Source organism: Litchfieldella rifensis, assembly GCF_042646605.1.
Lineage (GTDB): Bacteria > Pseudomonadota > Gammaproteobacteria > Pseudomonadales > Halomonadaceae > Litchfieldella > Litchfieldella rifensis.
Genome location: NZ_JBHRUG010000017.1, coordinates 112135 through 126222, shown reverse-complemented (window position 1 = coordinate 126222; position 14088 = coordinate 112135). Strand labels below are relative to the sequence as shown.

Sequence of the window (14088 nt, the reverse complement as noted above, 5' to 3'; positions counted from 1 at the left end):
TCGATCTCCCACAGGAGGACCCCATGGCGACAATCGAACTCCAGCAACTCTATATCGGTGGGCGTCGAGTAGACGCCACCTCCGGAGAAACGTTCCAAGTCATCAACCCCACCGATGGCACACTCCTGGCGGAGGTCCAGCAGGCCTCGCAGGCCGACGTCGATACGGCCGTGGCCTCGGCCCGCGAAGGCCAGAAGACGTGGGCCGCCATGACCGGCCTGGAACGTGCGCGCATTCTCAACCGCGCCGTGAGCCTGCTGCGGGAGCGCAACGACGAACTGGCCGAACTGGAAACTCTCAACACCGGCAAGCCGATCAGCGAGACCGCCGCGGTGGATATCGTCACCGGTGCCGATGCCCTCGAATACTTCGCCGGCCTGGCACCCGCCATCGAAGGCACACAGATCCCGCTGCGCGAGTCCTCGTTCGTCTATACACGCCGCGAACCCTTGGGCGTGGTCGGCTCCATCGGCGCCTGGAACTATCCCATCCAGATCGCCTGCTGGAAATCGGCGCCGGCACTGGCCGCCGGCAATGCCGTGGTCTTCAAGCCCAGTGAGGTCACCCCGCTGACCACCATGAAACTGGCCGAGATCTTCACCGAGGCCGGCCTGCCGGATGGTGTCTTCAACGTGGTACACGGCGATGGCCGTGTCGGACAGATGCTCACTGCCCATGAGGGACTCGACAAGATCTCCTTCACCGGGGAAGTCGGCACCGGCAAGAAGGTGATGTCGGCGGCTGCCGGCTCGACGCTCAAGGACGTGACCATGGAACTGGGCGGCAAGTCGCCGCTGATCGTGTTCGACGACGCCGACCTGGAGCGTGCCGCCGATGCGGCGATGATGGCCAACTTCTACTCCAGTGGCCAGGTGTGTACCAACGGCACGCGGGTGTTCGTGCACCGTTCGATCAAGGACGCGTTCGAAGCCAGGATCAAGGAGCGCGTGGCGCGCATCAAGGCCGGTAACCCCTTGGACCCGGAAGTCAATTTCGGTCCCTTGGTCAGCTTCGAGCACCAGCAAAAAGTGCTGTCGTATATCGCGTTGGGCAAACAGGAAGGCGCCCGCGTCCTGGCCGGTGGCGAACCGATGGTCGACGACGACTTCTCCGCCGGTGCCTGGGCCGCCCCCACGGTATTCACCGATTGCACCGACGAGATGCGAATCGTGCGGGAGGAGATCTTCGGTCCGGTGATGGCGCTGCTGACCTTCGACGACGAGGACGAGGTCATCGCCCGCGCCAACGATACACCGTATGGCCTGGCCGCCGGGGTCTTCACCGAAAGCCTGAACCGTGCGCATCGCACCATCCATCGCCTGGAGGCCGGCATCTGCTGGGTCAACACCTGGGGCGAGTCACCCGCCGAAATGCCGGTGGGGGGCTACAAGCAGTCCGGCGTGGGTCGCGAGAACGGCATCTCGACGCTCGACCATTACACCCAGATCAAGTCCATCCAGGTGGAAATGGGGCCGTTCGAGTCGGTGTTCTGAGGAGGCTTGTCAATGACACGTGTGCATGAATTCGATTACATCATCATCGGTGCCGGCTCGGCCGGCAACGTCCTGGCCACTCGCCTGACCGAGGACGCCGACGTCAGTGTGCTGCTGCTGGAAGCCGGCGGTCCGGACCACCGCTTCGATTTCCGTACTCAGATGCCGGCGGCACTCGCCTACCCGTTGCAGGGCAAGCGCTACAACTGGGCCTTCGAGACCGACCCGGAACCCCACATGGACAACCGCCGCATGGAGTGTGGCCGCGGCAAGGGGCTCGGCGGTTCTTCGCTGATCAACGGCATGTGCTATATCCGCGGCAATGCGCTCGACTATGACAACTGGGCCAAGGCACCGGGCCTCGAGGACTGGACCTATGCCGATTGCCTCCCCTATTTCAGAAAGGCCGAAACGCGCGATATCGGCCCCAACGATTATCACGGTGGTGACGGCCCGGTCAGCGTGACCACGCCCAAGGCCGGCAATAACCCGCTCTACCACGCCTTTATCGAGGCTGGCGAGCAGGCCGGTTACCCGCGGACCGAAGACGTCAACGGCTACCAGCAGGAAGGGTTTGGCCCCATGGATCGCTTCGTCACCCCCAACGGGCGGCGTGCGTCTACGGCGCGTGGCTATCTGGACCAGGCCAAGGGACGGCCCAACCTGACGATCGTCACCCACGCCACCACCGATCGCATCCTGTTCGAAGACAAGCGTGCCGTGGGGGTGAGCTACCTACACAAGCGCCAACCGGTGGAAGCCCGTGCCCGCCGCGAAGTGCTGCTGTGCGGCGGTGCCATCGCCTCGCCACAGATCCTGCTGCGCTCGGGCGTCGGCAATCCCGACCACCTCGTGGAATTGGGCATCCCCGTGGTCCACGACCTCAAGGGTGTCGGCGAGAATCTCCAGGATCACCTGGAAATGTACATCCAGTACGAATGCAAGCAGCCGATCTCGCTGTATCCAGCCCTGAAGTGGGTCAACCAGCCGAAGATCGGCGCCGAGTGGCTGTTTCTCGGCACCGGCGTCGGTGCCAGCAACCAGTTCGAGGCTGCCGGCTTCATCCGTACCCGCGACGAGGAGGAGTGGCCCAACCTGCAGTACCACTTCCTGCCGATCGCCATCAGCTACAACGGCAAGAGTGCCGTGCAGGCCCATGGTTTCCAGGCCCACGTGGGTTCGATGCGCTCCGAGAGCCGGGGGCGCGTTCGCCTGACCTCCCGCGACCCGCGCCAGGCGCCGAGCATCCTGTTCAACTACATGTCCAGGGACAAGGACTGGCAGGAATTCCGCGACGCCATCCGCCTGACCCGCGAGATCATGCAACAGCCCGTCATGGACCCTTACCGCGGGCGCGAGATATCACCGGGCCCTGACGTGCAGTCCGACTCGGAGCTGGACGCCTTCGTGCGCGCTCACGCCGAAACCGCCTATCACCCCTGCGGCAGTTGCAAGATGGGTGACGACGAGATGGCGGTCGTCGATGGTGCAGGCCGTGTGCATGGCCTTCACGGCCTGCGCGTGGTGGATGCCTCGCTGTTTCCGGTGATCCCCACCGGCAACCTCAATGCACCGACCATCATGCTGGCCGAGAAAATGGCCGACAAGATTCGCGGCCGCGCCCCTCTGCCACGCTCGCAGGCACCCTACTACGTGGCCAACGGGGCTCCCGCCCGCAGCGCGCCCAAGGTCAGGGCAGACACCCTCGATCTCGCCTGAGAATGCCCACTTCACCCCGCCCCTGGCGGGGTGCTTTTTCTCCCACTCTCTACGCCCACAGGCAATGACTTCAGCTCCCAACTCGACTGCCGAAAATGGCCAGCAACACATTGGCGGTTCAAAGTACTCTTGAGGGCACCCAATCAGGAAAGGGGCATTCCATGCCGCTGGATTCCACGCTTCGCCTGTTGCTGCTCTCTGCGCTGTGGGGCGCGAGTTTTCTGTTCATGCGCATCGTCGCGCCGGAGCTAGGTGCCTTCTCCACTGCGTTTCTCCGGGTATTGCTGGGCGCCCTGGGTTTGATCGTGATTCTTGCGACCATCGGGGTACGTTGGAATTTTCAAGGCAAGGGGTTGACCGCGCTGCTGATCGGCATGGTCAATTCCGGCATCCCTTTCGCCATGTTCTGCATCGCAGCGCAGTATTTGCCCGCGGGTTATTCCGCCATGTTCAATGCCACCACGCCGCTGCTGGGTGTGATGATTGGCGCCGGTTTCTTTCATGAAGCGATGACGCGGGATCGGTTGATTGGCGTGTCGCTGGGACTGATCGGCGTTACGGTACTGGTACAGACCGGACCGGTAGCCATGGATCACCAGTTGCTGATTGGCGCCCTGGCCTGCTTGATTGCTGCCGGTTGCTATGGGCTCGCCGGCTTTCTGGTGCGGCGCTGGGTCACCCAGCGAGGAGGACTGGACACACGCCTTCTGGCGGTGGGCTCACAGATAGGGGCGACACTGCTGCTAGCACCACTGATGCTGCTCGAAGCGGGATCCAGGCCAACGCTGGCAGCATGGTGGAATGCCGATATCTGGTGGGCCATGCTGGCCTTGGGGCTAGCCTGCACCTCGCTGGCCTACCTGCTGTATTTCCGCTTGTTGCAGGATCTTGGGCCGGTGAAGCCCCTGACGGTCACCATGCTGGTACCGCCCTTCGGCGTACTATGGGGTGCCCTGTTTCTTGGCGAACGGGTAACGTCGGCCCATGTAAGCGGCGGGCTACTGATCGCATTGGCACTATGGATCATCCTGTTCAAGGCTCCCCAGCCACACTTGCGTTGATCTGCCCAGCCCCTTTGCTGAAGCGATGCGAAACCGCCTCTGGCCACTATCAGTCAAATGGTCTAGGCTTGAATAATTCAAACGCTCGTTAGAATATCGCGACATCCTGACTTGCAGACGGAGGTCTCGCATGATCCAGCTCGCTCTCGTTGGCCTGGCCGTGGTCGGCTTGCTTACCGTAATGCACCGCGAGGCCGGTGCGCTGGCTGCGCTTGGTGTACTGGCCGTGCTCGGTATCGTCGGCGTGCTGTTTGGCGCCCCTTTGCTCGGCCTCGTGCTATTGATCGGGGCCGCCGTGACCGCCGCCTGTGGCTTGCCGGCGCTGCGTCGCCGCTGGTTGTCGCCGAAGATCTTCGCGACGTTTCAGAAGGTAGCGCCAAAGGTCTCTGACACCGAACAGGTGGCCTTGGAGGCCGGTAGCGTCGCCTGGGATGGCGAGCTGTTCACCGGCAAACCGGCCTGGGACAAGCTGCTCGCCTATCGCGATGACGGCCTGACCGAGGAGGAGCGCGCCTTCGTCGACCAGCAATGCGCGGTGGCCGCCGGCATGTGCAACGCCTGGGAAATCACCCGCGAGCGCGCCGATCTGCCGGCGGAACTGTGGGCATACCTGAAGCGGGAAGGCTTCTTCGGCATGATCATTCCCAAGCAATACGGCGGGCTGGGTTTCTCGGCCAAGGCACAGTCGGCGGTGCTGCAGAAGCTCGCCATCAACGAGACGTTGATGGTCACCGTGGGGGTACCCAACTCCCTGGGGCCGGGCGAACTGCTGCTCAAGTACGGCACCCAGCAGCAGAAGGACCATTATCTGCCACGGCTCGCCGACGGTCGCGAGATACCCTGTTTCGGTCTCACCGGGCCGCGCGCCGGCAGCGACGCCACCTCGCTGCCCGACACCGGCGTGGTCTGCAAGCAGATGGTCGACGGGGAGGAAGTCCTCGGTCTGCGCCTGAACTTCGAGAAGCGCTGGATCACTCTGGCTCCCATCGCCACCGTAGTTGGCCTGGCCTTCCGCATGTTCGACCCGGACCATCTGCTGGGCGACGAGGAAGACCTGGGCATTACCTGTGCGCTGATTCCACGCGATACCGAAGGCATGGAGATCGGTCGCCGCCATCATCCGATCGGCAGCCCGTTCATGAACGGGCCGATCAAGGGCAAGGACGTCTTCGTGCCGCTGGACACCATCATCGGCGGCCCGGAAATGGCCGGTCAGGGCTGGCGCATGCTGGTCGAGTGCCTGTCGGTGGGGCGCTGTATCACCCTGCCCTCCGGCGCCACCGGTACCGCCCGCTATGCGCTGGGCTGGACCGGCGGTTTCGCACGCATCCGCCGCCAGTTCAACCTGCCGGTAGCGGAGATGGAAGGCATTCAGGAACCGCTGGCACGCATGGCTGGTTTGACCTACATCGCCCAGGCCGCGGTGCTGCAGACCGCCAACATGATCGACCATGGCGAGAAACCTGCGGTCCCCTCGGCGATCCTCAAGAGCCAGCTCACCGAATTCCAGCGCCAGGTGCTGGCCGATGCCATGGATATCCACGGCGGCAAGGCCGTGACCCTGGGCCCGCGCAACTATATCGGCATCGGCTACAGCGCCAACCCGGTGGCAATCACCGTCGAAGGCGCCAACATCATGACCCGCAACCTGATGATCTTCGGTCAAGGCGCGATCCGCTGCCATCCCTATGTACTGGAAGAACTGGCCGCCAAGGACGCCAACGATCTCGAGGCATTCGACAAAGCCTTCTTCGCCCATGCCGGCCTGATCTTCGGCAATGCCGCTCGCGCCTTTACCCAAGGACTGGGACTCGGCAAGGCCGCCACCCCCTTCGATGAGGTCGCCGCCCCCTATGCTCAGGATGTCGCACGGCTCTCGGCCGGCTTCGGCCTGTGTGCGGATGCCGCCATGGCCAGTCTCGGCTCCACACTCAAGTTGCGCGAGATGCTGTCGGCACGACTCGGCGACGTGCTCTCCAACCTCTACCTGACCTCGATGGTGCTCAAGCAGTGGCATGAGTCCGACAAGGTCGAGGGCGAAGCGACGCTGCTGCACTACAGCTGTCAGACGCTGCTGTATCGCGCCGAGCAGGCATTGGTGGAACTGTTCGACAATCTACCCAACCGGGTGCTGGGCAACGGCCTCTCGGCCATCGTCATGCCGTTGGGACGCCGCTGGCACAAGCCCCATGACGAGCTGACCCGCGAGATCGCCCAGAACGTGTCTCACCACACCCGGCTGCGCAGCAAACTGATCCACAACACCTGGGACCGCCAGGACGGGCAACGAGACAACCCACTAGCACGCTACAATGCCCTGCTCAGGGACTACCCCAGGGCAGAACCGATCTACCGCAAGGTCAATAAGGCCTATGCCAAGGGCGAGCTCCGGGTCGACGCCCTGCACCCGGAGCAGCGTATCGAGGCGGCGCTGGAAGCCGGCATCCTCAACGAGGAAGAAGCGCGCTTCATGCGCGAGTTCGAGGCCGAGGTGCTGGAGATGCTCACTGTCGACGACTTCGCCTTCGACGCCTTCGCACTGGAGCAGGATAAGGTGGTGTGGCACAACGCCGCTTAGGAAAGGCTGAAAAACTGTTGCGCTCGGCATCTCGAGTGCCGGCGGTGCGCGGAATCCTCATTTACTAAAGTAAACTCCGGTTCCTGTGCTCCGGCGGCACTCGACCTGCCTTCGCTCACGACGTTTTTCAGTTCTTTCCTGAGAACGGTTTGAAAACTTTCCAAATTTGCGCGATCCGGCCGCAAGCCGGCATTCCCTACAACGGCCAGACCAGCAGAATCATCGGTATGGCCGTCACCAGCACCACCAACGACAGCGGCAAGCCGAGCTTCCAGTAGTCGCCGAAACGATAGCCGGCAGGCCCCATCACCAAGGTGTTGGACTGATGGCCGATGGGTGTCAGGAAAGCACACGAAGCACTGATTGCCACGACCATCAGAAATGGATCCAGCGAGAGATCGAAGCCTCTGGCCAGGCTGGCGGCGATGGGCGCCATCAATAATGCCGCAGCGGCATTATTGACCACATTGGAAAGCAGCATCGAAATCACGAACAGCCCCACCAGGATCGCCACCGGTGGCCACTGGCCGCCAAGTCCCAACAGCGTCTCGGCGACCAACGCCGCCCCACCGCTGGTTTCCAAGGCCTGGCCTACCGGAATCATCGCCCCCAGCAGCACGATGACCGGCCCGTCGATGGCCTGATAACCATCGCGCAGTGCCAATACGCCGACCAGTAGCGATATCACCGCCGCCGTCGACAGAGCCACGGCGGCCGGCAACAGATCCAGCAGCATGGCGAGAATCGCCAGGAGGAAGATCGCCACCGACAGCAGCAGCATCCGCGGTTGACCCAGGGTCAGGTTGCGGCTGGCCAGCGGCAGGCAACCCAACGTTGGCAGACTCTCGTTGAGATCGCTCTCTCCCCCTTGAAGCAGCAACACGTCGCCAGCACGAAATCGTACATCGCGCAGGCGTTGCTTGAGACGCGCCCCATCGCGCGCCACCGCCACCAGGTGCAGACCATGCTGGTTGAGCAGTCGTAACTGCTGCACGGTGCGGTTGATCATCATCGAATCGTTGCGTACCACCGCCTCGACCAGTTGCAACCCTTCGGTATCCACCCGGCGTTTTTCCGCTTTCTTGTCTGCGCGCACTCGACGTTCGCCATCGTCCTTCTTATCGCCGGCATTCGACTCGGATGTCGATTCGAGGCCCTCCGCCGTCTCCCGTTGCGGCGAGGCTTCATCCGCCTCTTCAGCGGCATCCGCGTCTGCAGTGTCGTGGCTGCCGATTTTCAGCCCAGCCTTGTTCTCGAGCAACTTCAATTCGTCGGTATCGGCCTCCACCAGCAGGATGTCGCCTTCCCGCAGGCTACCCAGGAAGGCATGACCGGGCGTACGCTTGTCGTCACGCACCACCGCCAATACCGGTATGGTCTCCTCAAGGGCTTCGTGCAGCTCGCGCAGCGTCCACCCCTGAGCCTTGGAATCCTTTATCACCCGCAGCTCGCTCAGGTAGTTGGCGGTGTCGAAGAGTTCGTCCGCCGAGGCCTGCCCCTTGCGCCGCGGCGTCAGGCGCCAACCCAGCAGCACGAGAAACAGCAAGCCGACCACGGCGACGGTTACCCCAACCGGGGTGAAGGAGAACATGCCGAAGTTGTCGCCGGTCTGAGCGCCTCGGTAACTGGCGATGATGATATTGGGCGGCGTGCCGATCAGCGTCATCAAGCCGCCCAGCAGCGAGCCGAAGGCCAGCGGCATCAAAAGCAGCGACGGCGGGCTATCGTGTTCGCGGGCCATGCGAATTGCCACCGGCAGCATCAAGGCCAGCGCTCCGACGTTGTTCATCACCGCCGATAACACCAGCACGGTGCCGGTCAGTACCAGCAATTGCAGCAGCAGGTGGTCACCGACCTTCAAGGCCTGTTCGGCGATGACATCGACCACTCCCGAGCGCTCGAACCCCTTGCTCAACACCAACACCGCCGCCACCGTTATCACTGCGGGATGTCCGAAGCCTTGGAAAGCCTCGTGGGCCGGCACCAGCCCCAGCATCACACTCGCCAGCAGGGCCATCAGCGCCACCAGATCGTAACGGAAGCGCCCCCACACGAAAGCCATCAGGGTCAGTCCCAATACGATGAACACCAGCGTCGCATCGGTCATCGGCGCCCACCTCCTTGTGATCGTCAGGAGACGTCAGCACACCAGCATGCCGGGCAAAAATCCAGGACTTCCTTAATCGGGACAGCAACGCCCCGCCCGTTTTGGCCGCGGCGCAAGAGTGACGATGCGAATCAGCGCCCCTTGTTCATCTGCGCCAGCATGCGCTCGACTGCCTCGAGATGCTCAGGCTCGTTGTGGCACATGCCCTGGAAGCAAGCGCACAGATCGAGAAAATCCTTGAGCCCCATGCGTTGCCCCATCTTCATCAGGCGCTTGGTCAGGCGCGTCGCCTTGGGCGGCTGCGCGGCAATGCGAGTGGCCAGCTCGTGGACTCGTGGCATGAGCTCCTCATGCTCGACCACCTCGAGCACGATACCCAGCCGCTTGGCCTCCTCGGCGTCGATCACGCGACCGGTCAGCGTCATCTCGAAGGCCTGCTGGTAGCCGATCAGGCGCTGCAGGAACCAGGCCCCGCCGTCACCCGGGATGATCCCCAGGTTGAGGAAGGTTTCCCCGAACTTGGCCCGGCTCGAAGCGATGCGGATATCGGCCATGTTGGCCAGGTCGAATCCGGCACCGATCGCCGGGCCGTTGACGGCGGCGATGACCGGCACCTCCACCGCCTGCATGGACAGCGGAATCTGCTGGATACCCTGACGATAGCGTTCGGCCACTTCGGCCACGTCGCCGGCGAAGTCACCACCGCGCTCGGCCATGTCCTTGACATTGCCGCCGGCGGAAAAGGCCGAGCCACCCCCGGTGATCACCAGCACCGAAACGCCATCACAGCGATTGACCCAGTTGGCGACGGTGACCAGGTCGTCGATCAGGTGGGTGCCGGTCAGGGCATTGCGCACCTCGTGGCGCTCGAGGGTCAGCGTCGCCACGCGCTTTTCGACCTCGAGTCGTGCATCGCTCAGTTCGGGAACGATCAAGCTCATGAGTCGGCCTCCTCGATGACAGGGTTTTCGGTCACGATGACGCGCGCATCGACCACCGCATACCCGTCGTCATAGGCAATCACCGGGTTGAGATCCAGCTCCTTGAGGTCGGGGTAGGCCTCCACGAGGCTCGAGACCTTGAGTAGCAGATCCACCAGCGCTTCCTGGTCGACGGCGGCCTCGCCGCGCACACCCCCGAGGATCTTCCTCGCCTTGATCTGCTCGACCATGGAACGAGCGTCATGCCGCGACAGCGGAATGGCACGGAACGCCACGTCCTCCAGTACCTCGACGAAGATACCGCCCAGGCCGAACATCAGCACCGGCCCGAAGATCGGGTCCCGGCTGACGCCGATGATCACTTCCACCCCCTTGCGGGCCATGGGGCTGACCAGCACGCCTTCGATCTCGGCAGCGGGATCGTAAGTCTGGCACGATGCCATGATCGCGGCGTGGGCCGCGCGCAATGCCACCTCACCCTGAAGATTGAGCCTGACGCCACCGGCATCGGACTTGTGCAGGATGTCCTTGGATACCACCTTCATGGCCACAGGCCGCTCGCCGAATTCACTGGCAACGGCAGCCAGATCCTCGGCCCCTCGCGCCAGCCGCTCGATCGGCACGTCGACCCCATGGGTGCGCAGCAGTGTCTTGGCCTCCGGTTCCAGCAGATCGCGGCCCTCGTCGCGGGCACGGGCGAACACTGCCTGCATCTCGGGGGCCGGGGTCAGCGCCGACGGCACGTCATGGTCGGCGCAGGTGCTCAGGTAGTGCCCGCGCTCGCCCAACGCCGCCAGCACTCGCACCGCGTGCTCGATGGAGTAGTACACCGGCAAGCCGGCCTCGTGCAGACGACGTAGTGCCGGCGGCTTGATCGGCGTGTAGAGGCTATAGATCACCAGCGGCTTGTCGGTCTTGCGCGCCAGTTCGATCATCGATTCGGCGCCGCGCATCTCGTCACCGAGCAGTTCCTCGGCGAAACGGATGCTGTAACCGCCGAACATGCCGACCAGGAACACGCTGTCGACGCCTTCGTCCTCGGCCAGGATCGCCATGCAGTCGGCCAGCAGCGAGGGCTTGGTGTCGGTACTGCCAGCGACGTCGACGGGATTGGCCAGCGATGCCTGCGGAAACAGGATCTCGCCGAGCCGGCTACGCGTAGTGTCGCTGAGTTCGGCCAGCTCCAGCCCCGCTTCGGCCAGGCGGTCGGAGGCGATGGTGGCCTGACCGCCACCATCGGCGAGTACCGCCACCCGCTTGCCACGCGCCTGCTGCAACAGCCCCAGACCCTCGGCTACCGGCAGGATCTCGTCGGAATACTGCACCACGCTGACGCCGGCCTGGCGCAATAGGTCCACGGTCATGGCATAGCTTCCCGCCAGCGCCCCGGTATGCGAGCTGGCGGCCTTCTGGCCCTGCTCGGTGGCGCCGGACTTGTAGACTACCACCGGCTTGAGCGCCGTGGTCTCACGCGCCACGTCCAGAAAGGCCCGTCCATCGCGGAAACCTTCCACGTACAGTGTGGCGACCCGGGTGTGCACGTCTTCGCCCAGGTAGCGCAGGTAGTCCTCGAAACCGATATCGGTCTGGTTCCCCGGCCCGACATAGGTGCTGAAGCCCACCTGGCCATTGTGCTGGGCCTCGAGCGCCAGCGACAGCAGCATGTTGCCGGACTGCGAGACGATTCCAATGTCGCCGGGCTTGACGTTATCCAGCGCCAGCAGGTTGACCTTCTGGTGCAAGTTGAAGATGCCCGAAGTATTGGGCCCGACGATTCTCACCCCGGCGTCACGGGCCGCGGCCAGCAGTTCCTGCTCCAGCCTGGCGCCTTCGGTACCGGTCTCGCCAAAGCCACTGGCCAGGATCACCGCCCCCTTGACCCCATTGGCCCCGCATTGACGCAACAACTCGGGCACGCTCGGCGCCGGCGTGCAGATCAGCGCCAGGTCCGCCGGCCCCGGCAAGTCGGCAAGCGAGGCATAGGCCTTGATGCCGAGAATCTGGTCGGCCTTGGGGTTGATGGGGTAGATGGTGCCTGGGTAGCCATCCTTGACCAGCCCGACCATGGCCTTGTAGCCACGCTTGGTAGGGTCCAGCGAGGCGCCGACCACGGCGATGGAATCGGGAGCGAGAAAGTCGTGCAGCGCACTGCGAGGGGCGAGATGTCCCTTGATCGGATTCATGTGTCAGTGTCCCTTGAAGACCGGCGTGCGTTTCTCGGCGAAAGCATCGACGCCTTCCTGCCAGTCCTGGGTCGTCGAGCAGGTGAACACGGCGTCCAGCTCCTGCTGCAATTGGGCATCGAAGTCGGTACTGCTCCCCAGGTTGACCAGCCGCTTCAGCATGGCGATCGATACCGGTGCCTGCTTGGCCAGTTCGCCGGCCAGGCGATGGGCCTCGGCGATCAGGGAATCGGCCTTCCCGCTATCGGTGGCCAAGCCGATGCGCACCGCCTCTGCACCATCGATGCGTCGGCCGGTATAGAGCAGTTGCCGCGCCATATTGAGCCCCACCAGTTGCGGCAGGATCTTCGAGACGCCGCCACCGATGCAGGTGCCAATGCTGGTTTCGGGAAAACCGATCCGGGCATCGTCGGCCATCAGCAGGAAGTCGCAAGCCACTGCCATCTCGGCACCCGCACCCAGGGCATAGCCGTTGACCGCCGCGATCACCGGCTTCTTGAGCCGATAGATCGCCTCGCAAACATCGTTGCCCAACTGCAGGTATTGACGGCGCTGATACAAACTGCGCGTAGCACCACCATGCTCCTTCATGTCGGCACCCACGCAGAAAGCGCGACCTTCGCCGGTCAGCACCACGGCGCGCACCTCGGGATCGCTGTCGGCGGCGGTCAGCGCCACGAGCAACTCGCGGTAAAGGGGCTCCACCACGGCGTTCAAGCGATGGGGACGGTTGAAACGAATCTCGACGACCGGACCATGTGTCTCGACCAGCAGGGTTTCGTTGGACGAAGGATTCATGCTGCTCCTTGGCGGTTCACGCCTGGATGGAAAGTCCGACGGGGGGACACATTAGTTTCCTTGAGAAACCAACAGCGAAACGAATGTGTTGTCGGTTATCCTAGAGAAGCATTCGAACGCATGTCAATACGATCGTGTCAAAATATTTATCAATTTGATTCATATGTTTCATAAAAAGTGCGAATCATCGCGTACAATGCCAACTCCATCCGCTTTAGGACGCTGTCTATCGAGGGCAATGACATGCAACACCAACACTTGCCGGAAGGCACCTCCGGCAGCCTGGATGCCGTCAACCAGGCACTTGCCGAGTGCTACCCCGATCTCAGTCGGCAGCTCAAGCTGGCGGCGCGCTATGTGCTGGACCATCCCATGGAGATCGCCTTTCAGTCGATTCGCAAGTCGGCGGCCGCCGCCGATGTCACACCCTCGACCCTGATGCGCCTGGCCAAGCGGCTGGGCTTCGATAGCTACGAGCAGTTTCGTGAGGTCTTTCAGTCGGCGGTACAGGCCGGCCCCATCGAGCTCTCAGGTCGCGCCAGCAACCTCAAGGCGCTGGCCAGAGCCACCGACGACCAGGTGTTCCTGGATGTCGGCGATGCCGCCTACGACAACATCGGGCGACTGTTCACCGCCGACATGCAGCCGCGCGTCAGGGATGCTGCACAGCGCCTGCTCGAGGCCGGCAAGGTCGCCGTGATTGGTTTCCGCGACACCTTCGCCTGCGCCTATCACTTCGCCTACGTGGGGCGCATCGCCATGCCCAACATCCAACTGATTCGTGGCCAGGAAGGCGGACTACTGACCGAGCTTGCGCCCTTCGGTGAAGGCGACGTGGTGGTAGCCTTCGGCTTCGATCCCTACTGTGCGGAAACCGTGCGTGCCCTGGAGATCGCCCGCGCCAACGGCGCCAACGCCATAGTCATCACCGATACCCTGCGCTCGCCCCTGGTGCCGGGGGCGGCGGTGACCTTCAATATCGCCACCGCCACCCCTCACTTTTTCCCGTCGATTCTCTCGGCGATCACCCTGATCGAAGTGATCCTGGCCGAGTGCGTGGCCTACGGGCCGGAGGAACTGGTCGACAACGTCGCCCGTTTCGAGTCACGGATGCGGGAAATGGGGGCCTATGTTGATCTGGAATAGCGGGTGGCAGCGAGCCACGGACTTCGAGCCGCGAGCAGGTTGTTGCTCGCAGCTCGTCGCCC

Annotated in this window: 9 protein-coding genes; 5 read left to right on the top strand and 4 right to left on the bottom strand. The window is 63.3% G+C overall.

What is annotated here, in order from left to right; all coding sequences use genetic code 11:
• The first annotated feature begins 23 nt into the window (after positions 1–23).
• The 4 genes from betB (at position 24) to ACFOEV_RS07655 (ending at position 6851) form a co-directional block, all read left to right on the top strand.
• A complete protein-coding gene (gene betB, locus ACFOEV_RS07670) occupies positions 24–1493 on the top strand; it encodes a betaine-aldehyde dehydrogenase (protein WP_386772549.1) in 1470 nt (489 codons plus the stop codon).
• Between the two features lie 12 nt (positions 1494–1505).
• Positions 1506–3212 (top strand): choline dehydrogenase, encoded by a 1707-nt coding sequence (betA, locus tag ACFOEV_RS07665; protein WP_386772548.1) that lies wholly within the window; start codon positions 1506–1508, stop codon positions 3210–3212.
• 161 nt (positions 3213–3373) lie between these two features.
• Positions 3374–4273 carry a DMT family transporter gene (locus tag ACFOEV_RS07660; RefSeq protein ID WP_386772547.1) on the top strand — a complete coding sequence of 300 codons (900 nt, stop codon included), beginning with the start codon at positions 3374–3376 and terminating at the stop codon, positions 4271–4273.
• Positions 4274–4403: 130 nt separating this feature from the next.
• Positions 4404–6851: an acyl-CoA dehydrogenase gene (locus ACFOEV_RS07655; protein WP_386772546.1), complete on the top strand. Its 2448-nt coding sequence runs from the start codon at positions 4404–4406 to the stop codon at positions 6849–6851.
• A gap of 196 nt (positions 6852–7047) precedes the next feature.
• Here the strand turns inward: ACFOEV_RS07655 and ACFOEV_RS07650 are convergent, their stop codons facing one another.
• From ACFOEV_RS07650 to ACFOEV_RS07635, 4 genes are all read right to left on the bottom strand, one after another.
• Positions 7048–8958 carry an SLC13 family permease gene (locus tag ACFOEV_RS07650; RefSeq protein ID WP_386772545.1) on the bottom strand — a complete coding sequence of 637 codons (1911 nt, stop codon included), beginning with the start codon at positions 8956–8958 and terminating at the stop codon, positions 7048–7050.
• Positions 8959–9089: 131 nt separating this feature from the next.
• On the bottom strand, positions 9090–9899 hold the full coding sequence (locus ACFOEV_RS07645; protein WP_386772544.1) for an enoyl-CoA hydratase-related protein: 810 nt from the start codon (positions 9897–9899) through the stop codon (positions 9090–9092).
• Positions 9896–12082, bottom strand: coding sequence for an acetate--CoA ligase family protein (locus tag ACFOEV_RS07640; protein WP_386772543.1), 2187 nt, complete (start codon positions 12080–12082; stop codon positions 9896–9898). Before ACFOEV_RS07640 ends, ACFOEV_RS07645 begins: the two co-directional genes overlap by 4 nt.
• A gap of 3 nt (positions 12083–12085) precedes the next feature.
• A complete protein-coding gene (locus tag ACFOEV_RS07635) occupies positions 12086–12880 on the bottom strand; it encodes an enoyl-CoA hydratase/isomerase family protein (RefSeq protein ID WP_386772542.1) in 795 nt (264 codons plus the stop codon).
• A gap of 243 nt (positions 12881–13123) precedes the next feature.
• Here ACFOEV_RS07635 and ACFOEV_RS07630 point away from each other — a divergent pair, with 243 nt between their 5' ends.
• The gene (locus ACFOEV_RS07630; protein ID WP_386772541.1) at positions 13124–14026 is read left to right on the top strand and encodes a MurR/RpiR family transcriptional regulator; all 903 of its coding nucleotides are present in this window, start codon (positions 13124–13126) and stop codon (positions 14024–14026) included.
• Positions 14027–14088 lie beyond the last annotated feature (62 nt).